The 21002-nt window shown below is 71.7% G+C and carries 16 protein-coding genes; 14 read left to right on the plus strand and 2 right to left on the minus strand.

Annotated elements, in window-relative coordinates:
* The first annotated feature begins 58 nt into the window (after positions 1 to 58).
* Together aceB and pepN are read left to right on the plus strand one after the other, a co-directional pair.
* On the plus strand, positions 59 to 1678 hold the full coding sequence (gene aceB / locus BLT72_RS04235; protein ID WP_091410448.1) for a malate synthase A: 1620 nt from the start codon (positions 59 to 61) through the stop codon (positions 1676 to 1678).
* 31 nt (positions 1679 to 1709) lie between these two features.
* On the plus strand, positions 1710 to 4196 hold the full coding sequence (gene pepN / locus BLT72_RS04240) for an aminopeptidase N (protein ID WP_231930320.1): 2487 nt from the start codon (positions 1710 to 1712) through the stop codon (positions 4194 to 4196).
* A 19-nt stretch (positions 4197 to 4215) separates the two neighbouring features.
* Here pepN and BLT72_RS04245 read toward each other — a convergent pair whose 3' ends face one another.
* Together BLT72_RS04245 and BLT72_RS04250 are read right to left on the minus strand one after the other, a co-directional pair.
* Complete coding sequence (locus BLT72_RS04245; protein ID WP_091416659.1) at positions 4216 to 5640, minus strand: aspartate aminotransferase family protein; 1425 nt, start codon at positions 5638 to 5640, stop codon at positions 4216 to 4218.
* Entirely contained in the window at positions 5637 to 6200 is a 564-nt protein-coding gene (locus BLT72_RS04250) for an Lrp/AsnC family transcriptional regulator (RefSeq protein ID WP_231930322.1), read from the minus strand. The genes BLT72_RS04245 and BLT72_RS04250 overlap by 4 nt, the downstream gene beginning before the upstream one ends.
* 189 nt (positions 6201 to 6389) lie before the next feature.
* Between BLT72_RS04250 and BLT72_RS04255 the strand changes: the two genes are divergently transcribed.
* The 12 genes from BLT72_RS04255 to BLT72_RS04310 all read left to right on the plus strand — a co-directional run bounded on the left by BLT72_RS04255 (position 6390) and on the right by BLT72_RS04310 (position 20905).
* On the plus strand, positions 6390 to 7607 hold the full coding sequence (locus BLT72_RS04255) for a polyamine ABC transporter substrate-binding protein (RefSeq protein ID WP_197677197.1): 1218 nt from the start codon (positions 6390 to 6392) through the stop codon (positions 7605 to 7607).
* Between the two features lie 7 nt (positions 7608 to 7614).
* Entirely contained in the window at positions 7615 to 8775 is a 1161-nt protein-coding gene (locus BLT72_RS04260) for an ABC transporter ATP-binding protein (protein WP_091410450.1), read from the plus strand.
* Positions 8772 to 9710, plus strand: coding sequence for an ABC transporter permease (locus BLT72_RS04265; protein WP_231930323.1), 939 nt, complete (start codon positions 8772 to 8774; stop codon positions 9708 to 9710). The genes BLT72_RS04260 and BLT72_RS04265 overlap by 4 nt, the downstream gene beginning before the upstream one ends.
* Positions 9710 to 10579, plus strand: coding sequence for an ABC transporter permease (locus tag BLT72_RS04270; RefSeq protein ID WP_091410452.1), 870 nt, complete (start codon positions 9710 to 9712; stop codon positions 10577 to 10579). The genes BLT72_RS04265 and BLT72_RS04270 overlap by 1 nt, the downstream gene beginning before the upstream one ends.
* Entirely contained in the window at positions 10576 to 12051 is a 1476-nt protein-coding gene (locus tag BLT72_RS04275; protein ID WP_091410454.1) for an aminobutyraldehyde dehydrogenase, read from the plus strand. Before BLT72_RS04270 ends, BLT72_RS04275 begins: the two co-directional genes overlap by 4 nt.
* A 202-nt stretch (positions 12052 to 12253) precedes the next feature.
* A complete protein-coding gene (locus BLT72_RS04280; RefSeq protein ID WP_091410455.1) occupies positions 12254 to 13897 on the plus strand; it encodes a peptide ABC transporter substrate-binding protein in 1644 nt (547 codons plus the stop codon).
* 118 nt (positions 13898 to 14015) lie between these two features.
* Entirely contained in the window at positions 14016 to 14936 is a 921-nt protein-coding gene (locus BLT72_RS04285) for an ABC transporter permease (protein WP_091410458.1), read from the plus strand.
* Positions 14929 to 15879, plus strand: coding sequence for an ABC transporter permease (locus tag BLT72_RS04290; RefSeq protein WP_091410460.1), 951 nt, complete (start codon positions 14929 to 14931; stop codon positions 15877 to 15879). Before BLT72_RS04285 ends, BLT72_RS04290 begins: the two co-directional genes overlap by 8 nt.
* Positions 15880 to 15962: 83 nt before the next feature.
* Entirely contained in the window at positions 15963 to 17039 is a 1077-nt protein-coding gene (locus BLT72_RS04295; RefSeq protein WP_172826176.1) for an ABC transporter ATP-binding protein, read from the plus strand.
* Positions 17036 to 18061, plus strand: a complete 1026-nt coding sequence (locus BLT72_RS04300; RefSeq protein ID WP_091410464.1) for an ABC transporter ATP-binding protein — start codon at positions 17036 to 17038, stop codon at positions 18059 to 18061. The genes BLT72_RS04295 and BLT72_RS04300 overlap by 4 nt, the downstream gene beginning before the upstream one ends.
* A 37-nt stretch (positions 18062 to 18098) precedes the next feature.
* A complete protein-coding gene (gene mshB / locus BLT72_RS04305; RefSeq protein ID WP_231930326.1) occupies positions 18099 to 19019 on the plus strand; it encodes an N-acetyl-1-D-myo-inositol-2-amino-2-deoxy-alpha-D-glucopyranoside deacetylase in 921 nt (306 codons plus the stop codon).
* 92 nt (positions 19020 to 19111) lie between these two features.
* Complete coding sequence (locus BLT72_RS04310) at positions 19112 to 20905, plus strand: VanW family protein (RefSeq protein ID WP_091410467.1); 1794 nt, start codon at positions 19112 to 19114, stop codon at positions 20903 to 20905.
* Positions 20906 to 21002 lie beyond the last annotated feature (97 nt).

Here is a 21002-nt window from a genome sequence, read left to right on the forward strand (position 1 = left end):
CGGCGGCTGCCAGACTGGGCGTCCCGACGGCGTCGTCCGCCCGGAGATCGGAGCCCGCATGTCCACCCCCACTCCGCCCGCGGCCGCGCTCGAGGTGCACGGGGAGCTGCTACCCCGCTTCGACGAGATCCTGACCGCGGACGCCCTCGACTTCGTGGCCGAGCTGACCCGCCGCTTCGGTCCGCGACGCGACGCCCTGCTGCAGGCCCGCGCCGACCGCTACGCCGCCGGGCACCCCGGCGCCGGCCTGGGTTTCCTGGCCGACACGGCCTCGGTCCGCGAGGACCGCGGCTGGCGGGTCGCGCCGCCTGCACCCGGCCTGGAGGACCGGCGCACCGAGATGACCGGCCCCACGTCGCGGAAGATGACGATCAACGCCCTCAACTCCGGCGCCAAGGCCTGGATGGCCGACTTCGAGGACGCCACCGCGCCCACCTGGTTCAACGTCGTCGACGGCCAGGTGAACCTCTACGACGCCATCCGCCGCCAGGTCGACTTCACCGACGGCAACGGCCGGCGCTACGAGGTCGGCCCCACCACGCCGACGATCATGGTCCGTCCGCGCGGCTGGCACCTCGACGAGCGGCACCTGACCCTGGACGGGCGGCCGGTCCCGGCCGGCCTGGTCGACTTCGGCCTCTACTTCTTCCACAACGCCCAGACCTTGATCACCAACGGTGCGGGCCCCTACTTCTACCTGCCCAAGATGGAGTCCCACCTCGAGGCGCGGCTGTGGAACGACGTCTTCACCACCGCCCAGGACCGGCTGGAGATCCCCTACGGGACGATCCGGGCCACGTGCCTGGTGGAGACCACGCCCGCCGCGTTCGAGATGGAGGAGTTCCTCTACGAGCTCCGTGACCACTCCGCCGGGCTCAACGCCGGCCGCTGGGACTACATTTTCTCCTTGATCAAGAACTTCGCCGAGGACGACGACCACCTGCTCCCCGACCGCAGCCAGGTCACGATGACCTCGCCGTTCATGGCCGCCTACGCGAGCCTGCTGGTCAAGACCTGCCACGCGCGCGGCGCCCACGCGATCGGCGGGATGGCCGCTTTCGTGCCCAGCAAGGCGGATCCGGAGGCGACGGCGGCGGCCCTGGACAAGACGACGGCCGACAAGACGCGGGAGGCCCGGGCCGGCTTCGACGGCTCCTGGGTCGCGCACCCGGCCCTCGTCCAGACCTGCACGGACGCCTTCACCGCGGTCCTGGGCGACCGTCCCCACCAGCTGGAGAAGCAGCGGGACGACGTCGACGTCGTCGCGGCCGACCTGCTCGACGTCGCGAGCGCCGGCGGGGCCATCACCCTGGCGGGGGTCCGCACCAACATCCGGGTCAGCCTGGAGTACCTGGCGGCGTGGGTCGGCGGCGCGGGTGCCGTCGCGATCGACCACCTGATGGAGGACGCGGCCACCGTCGAGATCTCCCGCATGCAGCTCTGGCACTGGATCCGGCACGGCGCGACCACCGACGACGGCACCACGATCACCACCGGGCTGGTGCGCGCGCTGCTCGGCGAGGAGGCCGACCGGCTGCGCTCCGGCGCGGACGAGCGGACCACCCGCCTGGTCGACGCGGCCCAGGACGTCGTCGAGGTCACCTGCCTGACGCCGGACTGGCCGCAGTTCTTCACCACCTACGCCTACGACCACTACCTCGCCGGAGCCGTCCGCTGACGCGGACGTCCCGGCGACGAGGAGCAACCCCGTGACGACCCCGTCGCCCACCCGCCGCTACCCCAGCCTGCGCCGCACCGAGGCCGAGACGCGCGCGGCGGCCCTGACCGTCGACGCCGTCGAGGTCGAGCTGGACCTGACGGCACCCGACGCAGCCACCTTCGGCTCGCGCACGACGCTGCGGTTCTCCAGCCGCGCGCCGGAGACCTTCGTGGACTTCCGCGGGGAGGAGCTCACCGAGGCCACGCTGAACGGCCGGCCGGTCCCGCCGGAGCGGTGGCAGGCGGGCCGGCTCGCCCTCGACGGGCTGGCGGCGGAGAACACCCTGGTCGTCGCGGGCCGGATGGCGTACTCCAGCGACGGCGAGGGCCTGCACCGCCACGTCGACCCTGCCGACGGCGCGACCTACCTCTACGCCATGTCCTTCCTGGACGCCGCCCCCCGCTGGTTCGCCTGCTTCGACCAGCCCGACCTCAAGGCCCGCTACCGCTTCGCCGTCACCGCGCCGCCGGAGTGGACGGTGCTGGGCAACGGACCCAGCGAGCCCGCCGGCCCCGGGCGCTGGACGCTGGTGCCGCCCGAGCCGCTGTCGACCTACTTCGTCACCCTGGTCGCCGGCCCCTACGCGTCGGTGACGGCCGAGCACGACGGCATCGAGCTGGGCTTCCACGTCCGGGCGTCGCTGCGCCGCGAGCTCGAGGCCGAGGCGCCAGACCTGGTCGAGGTGACCGCCCGCAGCTTCGACTTCTACCACCGGCTCTTCGGCGTCCGCTACCCCTTCGGGGAGTACCACCAGGCCTTCGTGCCCGACTTCAACGCCGGCGCCATGGAGAACCCCGGCTGCGTGACCTTCCGGGACAGCTTCGTCTACCGCGGCCGCGCCACCGACGCCGAGCGGGCGGGCCGGGCGAGCGTCATCGCGCACGAGATGGCGCACCAGTGGTTCGGCGACCTCGTGACCATGCGCTGGTGGGACGACCTGTGGCTCAACGAGTCGTTCGCCGAGTACATGGGGCACCGCTGCTGCACCGACGCCACCCGCTACCCGGTGTGGACCGAGTTCGGCATCCGCCGCAAGAACTGGGGCGCCGTGGCCGACCAGGCGCCCAGCACCCACCCGGTCGCCGGGACGGGGGCGGTCGACGCGGCCGCCGCCCTGCAGGACTTCGACGGCATCAGCTACGCCAAGGGGGCGGCGGTGCTGCGCCAGCTCGTCGCCTACCTCGGGGACGACGTGTTCGTGGCCGGGCTGCGCACCTACTTCACCCGGCACGCCTTCGGCAACGCGGAGTTCGCCGAGCTCATCGCCTGCTGGACCGATGCCGGCGCCGTCGACCTCGAGGCCTGGGCGGCGGCCTGGCTCCGGACCGCGGGGATGGACACGCTGGACGTCGCCCCGGCCGCGACCGGCGCCGTCGTCACCGTCACGGGGCCCGACGGCGGACCCTCGCCGCGGCCGCACGCCCTCACGGTCGCCGGGGTCGACGCCGCGGGTGCGGTCACCCCGCTCGTGGACCTGGTGCTGCGCGGGGACGCGGCGCCGATCGCCGTCCCGGACGGCACGGTGCTCGTGGTCCCGGACGGCACGGACGCCACCTGGGCACGGGTCCGGTTCGGCGCCGACGGCTGGTCCGACGTCGCCGCCGTGCTGCCGACGGTCGAGGACGAGGCCGTGCTCGTCGTCGTGCACAACGCGGTCCGCGACGCCGTCCGGGACGCGACCCTGGACCCCGCCGTCGCGCTCGACCTGGTCACCGCGTCCCTGGCCGGGGTCCAGCCCGAGGTGCTCGTCACCGTGGTGCTGGGCGCCACCAGCGCCCTCGCCGGCCCGTACAGCCCGGTCGCGGAACGGCCGGAACGGCTGGCGCGGCTGCACGCGCTGGCGCTCGCCGTCGTGGACAGCAGCCCGGCCGGCTCCGACCGGCAGCTCGCGGGCTTCCGGCAGGCGGTGGCCTCGTCCGCCGACGTCGACCGGCTCCGCGCCTGGGCCGCCGGCCACGACCTGCCACCGGGTCTGGCCCTGGACAGCGAGCTCACCTGGACGGTCGTCGAGCGGCTCGTCGAGCTGACCGGCGACGACGCGGTGCTCGACCGGACCCTGGCGCAGGACAGCTCGTCCTCGGCCGCGGTGCACGCCGCCCGGGCCCGCGCCGCACGACCGACGGCGGCCGCGAAGGAGGAGGCCTGGCGGTTGCTCACCCAGCCGTCGGAGGTCAGCGCCTACGAGGTCTACGCGACCGCGGAGGGGTTCTTCCGGGCCGGTCAGGAGGAGCTGACCGCGCCCTACGTCGAACGCTACTTCGCCGAGATCGGCGCGACGGCGGAGTTCCGCCGGGGCTGGGCCCTGGGCCGCGTCGCCGGCCTCGCCTTCCCCCACCTGGCGGCCGACGCGCGCACGGTCGCCCTCGCCGAGCGGGCGCTGGCCGGCGACCTGCCCGACCCGGTCCGGCGCGAGGTGGTCGACGGGCTCGACCTGCTGCGCCGCGCCGTCGCCTCCCTGGAGCGGTTCGCGGGCTGACGCCCCCGAGCCGCCCCGGTCAGACCAGCTTCCAGGCCTCGGTGAGCACGTGCCGCAGCGTCTGCTCGATCTGGTCGAAGACCTCCTGGCCGGAGGTGAGCATCGGCGCCACCTGGACGACGGGGTCGCCCCGGTCGTCGGCGCGGCAGTAGAGCCCGTTCTCGTACAGGGCGCCCGAGACGTAGCCGCGCAGGATGCGCTCGGACTCGGCGGCGTCGAAGGTCTCCTTGGTGTTCTTGTCCTTGACCAGCTCGACGCCGTAGAAGTAGCCGTCGCCGCGGACGTCGCCCACGATCGGCAGGTCCAGCAGCTTCTCCAGGGTGGTGCGGAACGCGTTCTCGTTCCGCTGCACGTTGCCCAGCAGGTCCTCCCGCTCGAAGAGGTCGAGGTTGGCCAGCGCCACCGCGCAGGAGACCGGGTGCCCGCCGAAGGTGTAGCCGTGCGGGAAGACGGTGTCGCCCTTCCCGAAGGGCTCGAAGATCCGGTCCGAGATGATCGCGGCGCCCAGCGGGGAGTAGCCGGAGGTGAGGCCCTTGGCGCTGGTGATGATGTCGGGCTGGTAGCCGTACTTCTGCGCCCCGAACATGGTGCCCAGCCGGCCGTAGGCGCAGATGACCTCGTCGGAGACGAGCAGCACGTCGTACTGGTCGCAGATCTCGCGGACCCGCTCGAAGTACCCGGGCGGCGGCGGGAAGCAGCCGCCGGCGTTCTGCACCGGCTCGACGAAGACGGCCGCGACGGTGTCCGGGCCCTCGGCGAGGATCGCCTCCTCGATGCGGTCGGCCGCCCAGCGGCCGAACACCTTCTCGTCGTGCGACACCAGGTCCGGCGCCCGGTAGAAGTTGGTGTTCGGCACCCGGTGGCTGCCCGGGACGAGCGGCTCGAACGGCGCCTTGAACGGCGGGACGCCGGTGATCGAGAGGGCGCCCTGCGTGGTGCCGTGGTAAGCGATGGCCCGCGAGATCACCTTGTACTTGCCCGGTCGGCCGGTCAGCTTGAAGTACTGCTTGGCCACCTTCCAGGCGGTCTCCACCGACTCACCGCCCCCGGAGGAGAAGAAGACCTTGTTGAGGTCGCCCGGCGCCTCGGCCGCGAGCCGGTCCGCCAGCTCGACGGCGGCCGGGTGCGCGTAGGACCAGATCGGGAAGAACGCGAGCTTGCGCGCCTGCGCGGCCATCGCCTCGGCCAGCTCCGCGCGACCGTGGCCGGCCTGCACGACGAACAGGCCGGACAGGGCGTCCAGGTACTTCTTGCCGTTGGTGTCCCAGATGTAGGCGCCCTCACCGCGCTCGATCGTCGGGACCGGCTTGTCGGCGTAGCCGGACATCCGGGTGAAGTGCATCCACAGGTGGTCGGCGGCGTTCCCGCTGCGCCCCTCGTGCACCGGTTCGTCGGCGCTGTAGTGGTCGGTGACGCCGTCGAGCGTCGGGTTCGGGCTGGTCATCGGGTCCCCCACTGGTAGGTCTGCTTGGACAGCTTGAGATAGACGAAGGACTCGGTCGCGCGGACACCGGGGATGGTGCGGATCTGGTCCTCCAGGAGCGCCAGCAGGTGGTCGTCGTCCTCGCACACCACCTCGGCGAGCACGTCGAACGAGCCGGCGGTGACGACGACGTAGTCGACCTCGGGCAGGGCGCTCAGCGCCTCGACGATCGGGTCGAGCCTGCCCTCGGCCTTGATGCCGAGCATCGCCTGCCGGCGGAAGCCCAGCTGGAGCGGGTTCGTCACGGCGACGATCTGCATCACCCCGGCCTCGGTGAGCCGGGCGACCCGCTGCCGGACGGCGGCCTCGGACAGCCCCACGGCGGCGGCGATCTTGGCGTAGGAGCGGCGGCCGTCCTGCTGCAGCTGCTCGACGATCGCCTTGCTGATGGCGTCGAGCTGGACGGGCGCGCGGTCGCCGTCGCCGCGGGCGGGCACCGGCGCGAGCGCTGCCGGCGGTCCCGCGAAGGCCTCGGGCCTGCGCTGGCCCGGGTCCAGGCGCCCGGCGCCGAGGGTGGTCACCCCTCGATCATGTCAAGGCCCCGTCGGCGTCGGCAAGGGGATCCGCAGCAGAAACACGAATGCAACACCGAATCGCTTGCCATCAGGCATTCTGGCTGCGATAAACGTACGAGTCGGTGGCGACCACGCGGGAGTGGTGTCGCGCCGGTGGTCAGCCCGCGGGGGAGTGGCAGACGACGAGGAGATCGGGTGAGCGGATCGGGCACGGCCGGCGGCGGCCTGCGACCGGGACGACGGCTGCGGGGTGCGGTGCCGCTCGGACGCCGGGGCTTCCTGCGGGGCGCGGGCCTCGCCGGGACGGCGGCGGCGCTGGCCGCGTGCGGCGTGCCGGGCATCAAGGTGACGGAGTACACGCCGGTCGCCGACGTCTCCGACACCGACAAGACGCTCAACTGGTCGAACTGGCCGTTCTACATCGACGTCGCGGAGGAGGACTCCGACGAGCCCACCACGCTCCAGCGGTTCACCGAGAAGACCGGCATCGAGGTGGCCTACACCGAGGACGTCAACGACAACGACGAGTACTTCGCGAAGATCCAGCCGCAGCTCACCGGCGGCCAGGCGATCGGCGCCGACCTCTTCGTCGTGACCGACTGGATGGTCGGCAAGCTGATCCGGCTCGGCTTCCTGACCGAGTTCGACCACGCCAACATCCCGAACCTGGCCAACCTCCGCCCCGAGCTGCGTGACGTCAGCTTCGACCCCGGCCGGAAGTACTCCATCACCTGGCAGTCGGGTCTGGCGGGCATCGCGGTCAACCCCGCGGCCGCCGGCGGGCGCGAGATCACGTCGATGGACCAGCTGCTCACCGACCCGGCCCTGCGCGGGAAGGTCACCCTCCTCACCGAGATGCGGGACACCGTCGGGCTGACGATGATGGACCTCGGCTACAGCATCGAGGACTTCACCTTCGAGCAGTTCGACAAGGCGATCGCCAAGCTGCAGGACGCCGTCGACTCCGGGCAGATCCGCCGCTTCACCGGCAACGACTACGGGTCCGACCTCGCGCAGGGCAACGTCGCCGCCTGCGTCGGCTGGACCGGCGACGTGGTGAGCCTGCAGGCCGACAGCCCCGAGCTGGGCTTCGTCGTCCCCGAGGCCGGCTGCACGATCTGGAGCGACAACTTCGTCGCGCCCATCCGCAGCCCGCGGAAGAAGAACGCCGAGGCGCTGGTGAACCACTACTTCGACCCCGAGATCGCGACGCAGTCCGAGGACTGGATCAACTACATCACCCCGGTGACCGGGGTCGCCGAGGCGATGGCGGACTACGACCCCGAGCTGCTCGAGGACCCCCTGGTGTTCCCCGACGAGCAGACGCTGAGCAAGGCGCAGGTCTTCATGGGCCTGACCGAGGAAGAGGAGAACCGATGCAACCGAGCCTTCGCGAAGCTGACCGGCGCGTGACCCGCCGATGACCGCCACCCAGACGCCGCCGCGCACCGACGGCGCCACCCAGAGCGACAACGGCCTCGACATCCGCGGCCTGCGCAAGCACTACGGGACGTTCGCGGCCGTCGACGACATCGACCTCACCATCCCCGAGGGCAGCTTCTTCGCCCTGCTGGGGCCCTCCGGCTGCGGGAAGACCACGACGTTGCGCCTCGTGGCCGGGCTCGAGGAGCCGACCGCGGGCGAGATCCGGATCGGCGGTGCCGACATCGCTCACCTCCGTCCGCACCAGCGGCCCGTCAACACCGTCTTCCAGAGCTACGCGCTGTTCCCGCACATGACGATCTTCGAGAACGTGGCCTTCGGACTGCGGCGCCGCAAGGAGAAGAACATCGACGCCCGGGTGGGGGAGATGCTCGAGCTGGTCGAGATGCAGCACCTGGCGAAGCGGCGACCGACCCAGCTGTCCGGTGGCCAGCAGCAGCGGATCGCCGTCATCCGCGCCCTGGTCAACAAGCCGAAGGTGCTGCTGCTCGACGAGCCGCTGGGCGCGCTGGACCTCAAGCTCCGCCGCCAGCTGCAGCTGGAGCTGAAGCGGATCCAGACCGAGGTGGGCATCACCTTCGTGCACGTGACGCACGACCAGGAGGAGGCCATGACGATGGCCGACACCATCGCCGTGCTGAACAAGGGCAGGGTCGAGCAGATCGGCGCGCCCGTCGACCTCTACGAGAACCCCCGGACCGCGTTCGTCGCCGGCTTCCTCGGCCAGTCGAACCTGCTCAGCGTCCACGTGACCAGCCGGGACGCCACCACCGTCGTGCTGGACTTCCACGGGGTCCGGCTGACCATGCCGGCGGCCCGGCTGAGCGCCACCGGCACGGCCGTCGAGGCCGGCGTCCGCCCGGAGAAGATCTCGATGGCCGAGCTCGGGCACGCCCCGGCCGGCACGAACACCATCGACGGCCAGATCATCGACGCCTCCTTCATCGGGGTCTCCACCCAGTACGTCGTGCAGTCCCTCGCCGACCCCGAGGAGGAGCTGACGGTGTTCAGCCAGAACAGCTCCACCGAGCTGCGCCGGGTGGGCGACCGGGTCAGCGTGCACTGGCACCCCGACCACACGTTCGGGCTGCACGAGGGCGCCTGGATCGAGGCGGACGCCGCGGAGACCGCCTCGTGAGCGTGGCGGGCGCACCGGCCGGGCCGGTGCTGGGCCAGACCGCCGGCCCGGCGCCGGAGGCGGCCACCCGCTCGGGCCGGTTGACGCCGTACTTCCTGCTGCTCCCGCTGGGCCTGGCGCTGGTGGTGTTCTTCCTGCTCCCGCTGCTCAGCCAGCTCAACAGCTCGCTGACCTCCGGCGGCCTGGAGGAGGGCTACACCTTCGACTGGGCCTTCGGGAACTACGTCGCGGTCTGGGTCGACTACTGGCCGCAGTTCCTGCGCTCGTTCCTCTACGCCGCGACCGCGACGGTGCTGGCGCTGCTCATCGCGTACCCGCTGGCGTACACGATCGCGTTCAAGGTCGGCGACCGGTGGCGGCCCGTGCTGCTGGTGCTCATCGTCGCGCCGTTCTTCACCAGCTTCCTGATCCGCACGCTGGCCTGGACGACGGTGCTGGCCGACGACGGCTGGGTGGTCGCGGCGCTCCGCGGCAGCGGTGTCCTCTTCCTCACCGACGGCGTCGGGCTGACCAGTGACGGCCGGGTGCTGGCCACCCCGCTGGCGGTCATCCTGGGCCTCACCTACAACTTCCTGCCCTTCATGACGCTGCCGCTGTACGCGTCGCTGGCCGGGCAGGACCGGTCGCTGATCCAGGCGTCGGGCGACCTCTACGCCAGCGCCTGGCAGGGGTTCTGGAAGATCACCTGGCCGCTGTCCCTGCCCGGCGTGGTCTCCGGCACCCTGCTGACGTTCATCCCGGCGACCGGGGACTACGTCAACGCCACGTTCCTCGGCTCGATGCGCGAGTCGATGGCCGGCAACGTCATCGACGCACTGTTCCTGCGGGTCCGCGACTACAACCACGCCGCGGCCCTCTCGATCTCTCTGATGGTCGCGATCGTCGCGCTCGTCGTCTACTACGTGCGCCGCGCGGGTACGGAGGACCTCGTCTGATGGCTGTGCTCACCCGTCCCGCCGCGCGGCCCGGCTCCCCGGCCGACCCGGCCCCGCCCGCCCCCCGTCGGCGGGGACGCGCCAGCCGCTGGGTCCGCGACCACCTGGTCACCTTCGTCGGGCTCGCGGCGCTGGCCTACCTCTTCGTGCCGATCGTCGTCGTCGTGGTGTTCAGCTTCAACGCCCCCGAGGGCTCGTTCAACTACACCTGGAACGAGTTCTCCGTCGACGCCTGGGCCAACCCGTGCAGCGTCGAGGGCCTGTGCGCCTCGCTGGTCCTCAGCATCAAGATCGCGCTGCTGTCGACGCTGGCCGCGGTCGTCCTCGGCACCCTCGCGGCCTTCGCCCTGGTGCGCCACGAGTTCCGCGGCAAGGGCCTCGCGAACGTGCTGATCTTCGTGCCGATGGCCACCCCCGAGGTGGTGGCGGGCTCCTCGCTGCTCGTCCTGTTCGTCGGGATGGGCTTCCCGCTGGGCCAGGCCACGATCTTCATCGCCCACACCGTGTTCTGCATGAGCTTCGTCGTCGTCACGGTCAAGGCCCGGCTGGTGGGCCTGGACCCGCGGCTGGAGCAGGCGGCGCAGGACCTCTACGCCGACCGCTGGCAGACGTTCTGGCGGATCACCTTCCCCCTGATCCTGCCCGGCGTCGTCGCGGCCGCGCTGCTGTCGTTCTCGCTGTCGTTCGACGACTTCATCATCACCAACTTCAACTCGGGCTCGGAGGTGACCTTCCCGATGTACGTCTGGGGGGCCGCGAAGAAGGCTCTGCCGCCGCAGATCAACGTGGTGGGCACGGCCATGCTGCTGATCGCCCTGGTGGTCACCATCGCCGGCCGGGCGATCGGCGACCGGCGAGCCGCCCGGTGAGCGTTGCCGGCGTCCCGAGGGGCGGCTCCGGGGAGGACTTCGCCGTCCTCGACCCGGCGACCGGCCGGACCCTGGTGCGCTACCCGCTGGCCACCGCGGCCGACGTCGACGCCGCGGTCGGCCGGGCCGCCGCCGCCTTCGGGGCCTGGTCGCGGACGACGCCGGGTGAGCGCTCGGACCTGCTGCACGCGCTCGCCGCCGAGCTGCGCCGCCGCGCCGACGAGCTGGCGGCGGTCGAGACCGCCCAGACCGGCAAACCGCTGCGGCTCAGCACCGGGTTCGACGTCCCGGGCACCATCGACAACACCGCCTTCTTCGCCGGCGCCGCCCGGGTGCTGGACGCCAGCGCGGCGGGGGAGTACTCCCCCGACCACACGTCGATGACGCGGCGGGAGCCGCTGGGGGTGGTCGGCTCGGTCGCGCCCTGGAACTACCCGCTGCAGATGGCCGGCTGGAAGGTGCTGCCCGCCCTGGCAGCGGGCAACACCGTGGTGCTGAAGCCCGCCGAGATCACCCCCTTGACCGCGGTCCTGCTCGCCGACGCCGCCACGGCGGTGGGCTTCCCCGACGGCGTGCTGCAGGTGGTCGCGGGCACCGGCGCGGAGGCGGGTCGGGCCCTCGTCGGGGACCCGCGGGTGGCCATGGTCTCGTTCACCGGCTCCACGGCCGTCGGCCGGCAGGTGATGGCCGTCTGCGCGGAGCGGGGCGCCCGCGTGCACCTCGAGCTGGGCGGCAAGGCCCCCTTCGTGGTCTTCGACGACGCCAACCTCGAGGCCGCCGTGCACGGTGCCGTCGCCGGCTCGTTGATCAACTCCGGTCAGGACTGCACGGCCGCGACCCGCGCCTACGTGCACCACTCGCTGCTCGACGCCTTCGTCGAGGGCGTCGCCGACCTCTACGCCGGGATCCGGCTGGGCGACCCGTGCGACCCCGGCACCGACCTCGGACCGCTGTCCAGCGCCCGGCACCGCGAGAAGGTGGCCGGGATGGTCGCCGCGGCCCGGGCGGACGGCGCCACGGTCCGGGCGGGCGCGGCCCTGCCCGGCGGCGACCTGGCGGCGGGCTTCTGGTCCGCCCCGACGCTGGTCACGGGAGCGGACCAGCGCTCCCCGCTGGTGCAGGAGGAGGTCTTCGGCCCGGTGCTCGCGGTGCTGGGCTTCGACACCGACGACGAGGGCCTCGCGCTGGCCGACGACAGCCCCTACGGCCTCGCGGCCTCGGCCTGGACACGCGACCTCGGTCGGGCGCTGCGGGCGTCGGCCGAGCTCCACGCGGGTACCGTCTGGGTCAACGACCACATCCCGATCTTCTCGGAGATGCCGCACGGCGGGGTGGGGGCGTCCGGCTTCGGCAAGGACATGTCGGCCTACGCGCTGGCCGAGCACACCACCGTCAAGCACGTCGCCCTGGACCGCTCCGGGGCGGCCCGGAAGGCCTGGCACCGGACGGTCTTCGCCGACCCCACGCCCTGAGCCGGACGGAAGCTACTCGCGGGTAGGGCGTGGCTTCGTCGTCCCCGGAGGCGACGTCACAATCATGTTGCGTGTCCAGCGGGTGACGGCGACACAACTTGCAGTTAGCAGTTTTGTCACCTAAGACTTGTCCATCGTGTGGGTCGGGATCCGACCCACCCTCGCCGCGCACCACGAGAGCGCAACTTCCTGGAGGTAGACCATGCGAGCACGAACTCGCGCACTGGCCGCCGCATCCCTCACGTCGATCGCCCTGCTGGCGACCGCGTGCGGTGGCGGAGGCAGCACCACACCGGACGCCGGCTCGAGCCAGGCCGCCGGCACGACCGGAGGTGAGATCTCCATCCAGGGCTGCACGCCTCAGAAGGGTCTGCTGCCCGGTCTGACGAGCGAGACCTGCGGCGGCAACGTCCTCGACGCCATCGCAGCCCGGCTGGTGCACTACAACACCGAGACCGCGGCCCCCGAGAACGACATCGCGGACAGCATCGAGACCACGGACAACCAGACCTTCACCGTCAAGCTGAAGGCCGGCTACAAGTTCTCCGACGGCACCGACGTCAAGGCCAAGAACTTCGTCGACGCCTGGAACTACTCCGCCAACTGCGCCAACGGCCAGGACGCCAACTACTTCTTCACCCCCTTCGCGGGCTACGCCGACATCAACACGACCGACTGCAAGGGCGTGGACAAGGCCAAGACCCTCACCGGCCTGAAGGTCGTCGACGACGCCACCTTCACCATCCAGACCACGGAGAAGGTCTCGAACCTCCCCGTGCGCCTCGGCTACAGCGCGTTCGCACCGCTGCCGGACTCGTTCTTCACCGGGACCGGGGCGAAGGACCAGGAGAAGGCCCCGATCGGCGCCGGCCCCTTCATGATCACCGAGAACACCGCGACCAACATCGTGCTCGAGAAGAACCCGAACTACGGCGGCCAGTACAAGCCGAGCGTCGACAAGGTCAACTACCGGATCTACTCCGACCCGACCGCGGCCTACAACGACCTGCTGGGCAACCAGCTGGACTACGTCGAGCAGGTCCCGTCCGACCGGCTCGTGGGCGACGCCTACAAGACCGAGCTGGAGAACCGCTTCATCGACCAGCCGGTCGGCGGCAACACGTGGGTCACGTTCTCCCCGGCCGACGACAAGCTCAAGGCCAGCCCGGAGCTGCGCAAGTCCATCTCGATGGCGATCGACCGCGACCTGATCATCAAGCAGATCTTCAACGGCTCGGTGCAGAAGGCCGACGGCTGGGTGCCCCCCACGGTCGACGGCTACAAGGCCGGCCAGTGCGGTGAGGCCTGCACCTTCGACGCCGCCAAGGCCAAGGAGATGTTCACGGCGGCCGGTGGTTACGACGGCACGCTGACGATGAGCTACAACGCCGACGGCGCCAACAACAAGCAGTGGAGCGAGGCGGTCGCCAACTCCATCAAGAACACCCTCGGCATCGAGGTCGTCGCCACCCCCGTCGTCGACTTCGCGACCTACAACAACAAGCTCGAGAACGACGAGATCAAGGGCATCTTCCGCAACGCGTGGCAGCAGGACTACCCCTCGATCGAGAACTTCCTGGCGCCGATCTACGGCACCGGGGCGGACTCCAACTACGCCCGCTACTCGAGCGCCAAGTTCGACGACGAGCTGGCCCAGGCTGCGGCCGCGCCGTCGGTCGACGAGGCCAACACCCTGTACCAGCAGGCGGAGGCCACCCTGGCCGCGGACTTCCCGACCGCGCCGCTGTGGAACCGGTCCTTCCAGGCCGGCTACTCCACGAACGTCACGAACGTGAAGATGAACGCCTTCGGGGTCGTCGACCTCACCGCCATCAAGCACGTCTGACCTGTGGTCGAGGGGGCCGGCGCTCGCGCCGGCCCCCTCACCCCTGCTCGGGGGCGAGCAGGGTGGCGGGCGCGGCGCGCGTCCTGTCTTCTAACCTGACTGAGACGAGGGGAGACCCATGGGCAAGTTCATCATCCGCCGGCTGCTGCAGATGATCCCCGTAGCGCTCGGGACGACGTTCCTGATCTTCGCGATGGTGTTCGCCACCGGCGACCCCCTCTCCGGGCGGTGCGGTGAGCGGCCCTGCTCCCCGGCCTACGCCCAGGCCTTCACCGCCGAGTACCACCTCGACCAGCCGCTGCTCGTCCAGTACGGCTTCTACATGGGCAAGCTGCTCCAGGGTGACCTCGGCACCAACTTCTTCGGCAACAGCGTCGCCGCCGAGCTCATCGAGCGGTACCCGACCACGATCACGCTGGCGCTGATGGCGGTGGCGTTCGAGCTGGTCGTGGGCGTGGTCGCCGGCGTGCTGACGGGGATCCGGCGGGGTGGCTTCCTGGACAACCTCGTGCTGGTCAGCACCCTCGTCGTCATCTCCATCCCGATCTTCGTCATCGGTGCCCTCGCCCAGCTGGTGTTCGGCGTCCAGCTCGGCTGGTTCCCGATCACCGCGACCCAGGGCACCATCGACCAGCTGATCCTGCCCGCCCTGGTGCTGGGCTCGACCTCGGTCGCCTACGTCGCGCGGCTGACCCGGGGCAACGTCGCCGAGAACCTCCGCTCCGACTACGTGCGGACCGCCCGGGCGAAGGGCCTGACCCAGGGCCGCATCGTGGGCGTGCACACCCTGCGCAACTCCCTCATCCCGGTGATCACCTTCGTCGGTGCCGACCTGGGCGCGCTGATGGGCGGCGCCATCGTCACCGAGCGGATCTTCAACATCAACGGCGTCGGCGGCTTCATCTTCCGCAGCATCGCCCAGCGCGACGGCACCTCCGTCGTCGGCGCGGTGACGGTGCTCGTCGTGATCTTCCTGCTGGCCAACCTGCTCGTCGACATCCTGTACGGCGTCCTGGACCCGAGGATCAGCAATGACTGACGTCAGCCTGAGCGGAGGCGGCGGACCCGCCCAGGAGGCGGCGACGGTCCAGCCGGCCGGCGCCGTCCGCGGGCACTCCCTGTGGGCGAGCGCCTGGGGCGAGCTCCGCCGCAACCCCCTGTTCTGGATCGCCGCGGTGCTGATCCTGCTGTTCGTGGTGATGGCGGCCGTGCCGCAGCTGTTCACCTCGACCGACCCGACCAGTGCCGACCTCAACCGGGCCCGCGAGAAGCCGTCGCTCAGCGGCGGGCTGTTCGGCTTCGACAGCCAGGGCTACGACGTCTACGCCCGGACGATCTACGGCGCCCGCGCCTCGATCCTCGTCGGTGTCCTGTCGACCCTGGCGACGACGCTGCTCGGCGGGGCCGTCGGCCTCGTCGCCGGCTACCGGGGTGGCTGGCTGGACGCCCTGCTGGCCCGGATCGGGGAGATCTTCTTCGCCCTGCCGCTGCTGCTGGGCGGCATCCTGTTCCTCTTCACCTTCCCGAACGACCTCGACACCCCGCTGATCCTGCAGGTGCTGAAGATCGTGGCGTTCATCGCGCTGCTCGGCTGGCCCAACATCGCCCGGCTGATGCGCTCGAGCGTGCTGCAGGTGAAGCCGAACGACTACGTGCAGGCGGCCCGGGCGCTGGGCGCCAACAACAGCCGGATCATCTTCCGGCACATCCTGCCCAACGCCCTCGCCCCGGTGATCATCGTGTCGACGATCAACCTGGGCGTGTACATCGCCGCCGAGGCGACCCTGTCCTTCCTGGGCATCGGGCTGCAGCCGCCGGCGATCTCCTGGGGCACCGCGATCTCCGACGCGTCGGCGATCGGGTTGATCCGGGTGGCCCCGCACATGCTGCTGTTCCCCAGCATCTTCCTGTCCCTGACCGTGCTCGCGTTCATCATGCTGGGCGACGCGGTCCGCGACGCCCTCGACCCCAAGCTCCGCTGAGAAACGAGGCCCGCGTGTCCTCCGCCGTCACCCCCGACCGCCTCGAGGCCGGTCAGCAGCAGCGCTGGCAGGCCCAGGACGGCCTGCTGCTCGACGTCGCCGACCTCCAGGTGGAGTTCCGCACCCGGGAGGGCGTCGCGAAGGCGATCAACGGCGTCTCGTTCGCCCTGCACGAGGGCGAGACGCTCGCGATCCTCGGTGAGTCGGGGTCGGGCAAGTCCGTCACCGCGCAGGCCGTGATGGGCATCCTCGACTCCCCGCCGGGGTTCGTCACCGGCGGCGAGATCTGCTACTGCGGGGAGGACCTGCTGACCATGCCCGAGGAGCGGCGGCGCCAGGTCCGCGGACCGGAGATCTCGATGGTCTTCCAGGACGCCCTGAGCTCGCTCAACCCGGTCTTCACGGTGGGCTGGCAGATCGCCGAGATGTTCCGGAAGCACCGCGGGCTGAACAAGTCCGACGCCCAGGAGCAGGCCATCCGGCTGATGGAGCGGGTGCAGATCCCCGGCGCCCGGCAGCGGGTCAAGGCCTACCCGCACCAGTTCTCCGGCGGCATGCGGCAGCGCATCATGATCGCGATGGCCATCGCCCTCGACCCGGCGGTGCTGATCGCCGACGAGCCGACCACCGCCCTCGACGTCACCGTGCAGGCCCAGATCATGGACCTGCTCAAGGAGCTGCAGGAGGAGCGCCGGATGGGGCTCATCCTGATCACCCACGACCTGGGCGTGGTCGCGGACGTCGCCGACCGGATCGCCGTCATGTACGCCGGACGGATCGTCGAGCACGCGGACGTCTTCGACCTCTACGGACGCCCCGCGCACCCGTACTCGAAGGGTCTGCTGGAGAGCATCCCGCGGCTCGACCAGAAGGGGCAGGAGCTGGCGGCGATCGGCGGCCTGCCGCCGAACCTGATGCGGATCCCGGCCGGCTGCTCGTTCAACCCCCGGTGCCGGTACGCCCAGGACGTCTGCCGCGTGGACCCGCCCCCGGAGCTGCGGGTGATCGGCCACCACCGGCGCAGTGCCTGCCACTTCGCCGAGGACGTGCTCGCCGGCACGGCCCAGCAGACCAGGCGGGAGATCGACGGCGAGGTGCTCGTGGACGACGGGGCCACCGAGCCGGGCGTGCAGACCGGCGTCGACGGAGGGACGGCATGAGCAACGAGGTGATCCTCCAGGCGGAGGGCCTGGTCAAGCACTACCCGATCAGGGCGGGCGTGCTGCGCCGGACCGTGGGGCACGTCAAGGCGGTCGACGGCGTCTCGTTCGAGCTGCGCAGGGGCGAGACGCTGGGCGTCGTGGGCGAGTCGGGCTGCGGGAAGTCGACCCTCGGGCGGATGCTCATGCGGCTCGAGGAGCCGACGGCCGGCAAGCTCACCTTCGACGGCGTCGACATGTACGCCCAGCGCGGCAGCGCGATGCGCCGGCTCCGCCGCGACATCCAGATCGTCTTCCAGGACCCCTACACGTCGTTGAACCCCCGCAAGACCGTCGGCGACATCATCGGTGAGCCCTTCGAGATCCACCCCGACGTCGTCCCCAAGGGCGGCCGGCGGCGGCGCGTCCAGGACCTGCTCGACCTCGTCGGGCTCAACCCCGAGCACATCAACCGCTACCCGCACCAGTTCTCGGGCGGCCAGCGGCAGCGGATCGGCATCGCCCGCGGGGTCGCGCTGAACCCGAAGGTGCTGATCTGCGACGAGCCGGTCTCCGCGCTGGACGTCTCGGTGCAGGCCCAGGTGGTGAACCTGCTCGAGCGGCTGCAGGACGAGCTGGGGCTGGCCTACGTCTTCATCGCCCACGACCTGTCGGTCGTCCGGCACATCTCGGACCGGGTGGCGGTGATGTACCTGGGCAGCATGGTGGAGATCGGCGACGAGGACCAGATCTACAACCGGCCCACGCACCCCTACACGCAGGCGCTGCTCTCCGCGGTGCCGGTGCCCGACCCGACGCTGCGCGGGCTCCGGAAGCAGATCAAGCTGGTCGGCGACGTCCCGAGCCCGGCCAACCCGCCGTCCGGCTGCCGCTTCCACACCCGGTGCTTCAAGGCCCAGGAGCGCTGCACCACCGACGTGCCGCTGCTGGAGGCCCGGCCGGACGGGGTGTCGGCGCACGACTCCGCCTGCCACTACGCGGCCCCGCTCGCGCTGGTCGGGACGGAGTCCCGCCCGGTCTAGCCCGGGACGGTGTCCCGCTCGGTCTAGGGTGTGGGCCGTGACTGCGACCGCGACGGCGGACCGGCGGCTGATGCTGGTCCACGCCCACCCCGACGACGAGACGATCGGCAACGGGGTCACCATGGCCCGCTACGCCGCGGAGGGCGCGGGTGTCACCCTGGTGACCTGCACCCTCGGCGAGGAGGGCGAGGTCCTCGTCCCCGAGCTCGAGCACCTCGGGGCCGAGCACGACGACGACCTCGGCCCCACCCGGCTGGCCGAGCTCGAGCGGGCCATGGCGGCGCTCGGCATCACCGACTTCGTCCGCCTCGGCGGGGACTACCGGTTCCGCGACTCCGGCATGGCCTACGACGAGCAGCGGAAGGCCGTCGCCCGCGACGTGCTCCGCGACGGCACGTTCTGGACGGCCGACCTGCTCGAGGCGACCAACGAGCTCGTGCCGCTGATCCGCGACCGGCGCCCGCACGTGCTGGTCACCTACGACGAGGACGGCGCCTACGGCCACCCGGACCACGTGCAGGCCCACCGGGTCGCGATGTACGGCTACCTGCTGGCCGGGATGCCGTCCTACCGCCCCGACCTCGGTGCGGCGTGGTCGATCCCGCGCGTGCTGTGGAACACGATGAGCCGCGCCCGGCTGCGGGAGGCCGTGGCCCGGCTCCGGGCCGCGGGCGACACCGAGAGCTTCGCCGACTGGGGCCTGGAGCCGGACGACCCGGACACCGGTCCCGAGGACGAGGGCATCGTGGCCGAGATCACCAGCGAGGAGCACGTGGCGGCGAAGCTGGCCGCCATGCGGGCGCACGCCACGCAGATCACCGAGGACGGACCCTTCTTCGCCGGGACGGCGGTGCTCGGCCACGCGATGTGGGCCACCGAGCACTACCGCTTCGTGGCCGGGACGCCCTTCCCCGAGACCGGCGCCCCGGCCGACGACCTCTTCGTCGGCCTGGTCTGACCCGGGCCGGCGGGCTCGCCGCAGGGCGGGTCTGGTCAGGGCGCTCACGTAGGATGCGGGGCGCCCGCCCGCCGTCCGACCCGAGGTAGACCTTGAGCAGCACCATCCCCGACGACCCCGGCCTCGACGAGACGACGACCCGACCGGCCGTGCCGGGCCCGGGCCCGGGCCCGGCTCAGGACCCGGCCGGCGGCCACGGACGGGGCCGGCGCACCGCCCTGCTCGCGCTCGGCGGGCTCGCCGCCGTGCTGCTGGTGCTCTACGTCGTCGGGTACCTGGTCGCCGGGGACCGGCTGCCCCGCAACGCCGTGGTCTCGGGCGTCGACGTCGGCGGGCTCAGCACCGCCGCGGCGGCGGAGCGGCTGACGGCTGAGCTGGGCCCGCGCTCGACCGCGCCCCTCGAGCTGCGCGCCGGTGGCCAGGACGCCAGCCTCGACCCGCGCGAGGCCGGCCTGGCCCTCGACGTCGACGCCAGCCTGCGGGCGGCGGGCGGACGCAGCCTCGACCCCCGCGCGATCTGGCGCGTGCTGACCGGCGGCTCGCCCACCCGGGCGGTCGCCGCCGTCGACGAGGGCGCTCTCGCGGCCGCCGTCGCCGCCACGGCCGAGGGCCTGGACCGGGAACCAGCCGACGCCCGGCTGGCCTACGACGGCACCGACGTCGAGCTCACGAAGGCGGCGGAGGGGCTGGCGGTGGACCGCGAGGGGGCCGTCCAGGCGGTCCACGACGGCTACCTGGGCGCTCAGCCGGTGGAGCTGCCGGCCGAGGTCAGCGCGCCGCTGGTCACCACGGCGGAGGCCGAGAAGGTCCGCGCGGAGTACGCGGAGCCGGCCGTCTCCGGTCCGGTGACCGTCGAGGCGGGCGGGGCCGGCGACTTCACGGTGACGCCGGCCATGATCGCGAAGGCTCTCACGTTCCGCGCCCAGGACGGCGGTCTGCAGCCCTCCCTCGACGCCGGCGCCCTGCGCGAGGCCGCCGACGACGCCGTCGACGAGGTCGAGCTGAGCAGGCCGCGCGACGCCACCGTGAAGATCTCGGGCGGCAAGCCGGTGGTCGTGCCCGCCGTCGACGGCACGACGGTCAGCGCCAAGGCGCTGGCCGCCGCCGTCGAGCCCGTGCTGACGAGGTCCGGCGACGAGCGGACGGCCGACGTCGAGCTCGGCGGGGCGAAGGCGGAGTTCACCACCGCCGACGCCGAGAAGCTCGGCATCAGGGAGGTGACGGGGGAGTACACCACCTACTTCCCCTACGCCGAGTACCGCAACGTCAACATCGGCCGGGCGGCCGAGCTGATCAACGGCACGGTGCTGAAGCCGGGCGAGACGTTCTCGCTCAACGAGGTGGTCGGCGAGCGCACCGCGGCCAACGGCTTCACCGAGGGCTTCATCATCTCGGGCGGCAAGTTCAAGCGCGAGCTGGGCGGCGGCGTCTCCCAGAGCGCCACCACCACCTACAACGCGATGTTCTTCGCCGGGCTGAAGGACGTCGAGCACCAGCCCCACACCCTCTACATCGACCGGTACCCGCCGGGCCGCGAGGCGACGGTCGCCTGGCCCGACCTGGACCTCCGCTTCACCAACGACACGAAGTACGGGATCCTGGTCCAGGCCGGCACGGTGAAGGCCACCGGCAGCAGCCGCGGCTCGATCACGGTGAAGATGTGGTCGACCAAGACCTGGGACAAGGTCGAGTCGACGACGCCCGCCAAGTCCAACTTCACCAGCGGCCGCGACCTCACCGACACCTCGGGCTCCTGCGAGCCGCAGGCACCGGCGCAGGGCTTCGACGTCACCTACGCGCGGCTGTTCTACCGCGACGGCGAGGTCGCCAAGCGGGAGAACTTCTCCTGGCGCTACGGCCCGACCGACCGGATCCGCTGCGGCTGAGCCCTGCTCCGTTCCCCGAGCCTGTCGAGTGGCTCCGTTCCCTGAGCTCGTCGAAGGGCCTTCGACAGGCTCAGGGCGCGGTGCTCGGCTCAGGCCC

This window comes from Friedmanniella luteola, assembly GCF_900105065.1.
Classification (GTDB): Bacteria; Actinomycetota; Actinomycetes; order Propionibacteriales; family Propionibacteriaceae; genus Microlunatus; species Microlunatus luteolus.

Coding starts and splice junctions, on each gene's coding strand:
- BLT72_RS04290 (WP_091410460.1), top strand. CDS start 14,929: ATGACTGACGTCAGCCTGAGCGGAGGCGGCGGACCCGCCCAGGAGGCG.
- BLT72_RS04285 (WP_091410458.1), top strand. CDS start 14,016: ATGGGCAAGTTCATCATCCGCCGGCTGCTGCAGATGATCCCCGTAGCG.
- BLT72_RS04300 (WP_091410464.1), top strand. CDS start 17,036: ATGAGCAACGAGGTGATCCTCCAGGCGGAGGGCCTGGTCAAGCACTAC.
- BLT72_RS04270 (WP_091410452.1), top strand. CDS start 9,710: ATGGCTGTGCTCACCCGTCCCGCCGCGCGGCCCGGCTCCCCGGCCGAC.
- aceB (WP_091410448.1), top strand. CDS start 59: ATGTCCACCCCCACTCCGCCCGCGGCCGCGCTCGAGGTGCACGGGGAG.
- BLT72_RS04260 (WP_091410450.1), top strand. CDS start 7,615: ATGACCGCCACCCAGACGCCGCCGCGCACCGACGGCGCCACCCAGAGC.
- BLT72_RS04280 (WP_091410455.1), top strand. CDS start 12,254: ATGCGAGCACGAACTCGCGCACTGGCCGCCGCATCCCTCACGTCGATC.
- BLT72_RS04245 (WP_091416659.1), bottom strand. CDS start 5,640: ATGACCAGCCCGAACCCGACGCTCGACGGCGTCACCGACCACTACAGC.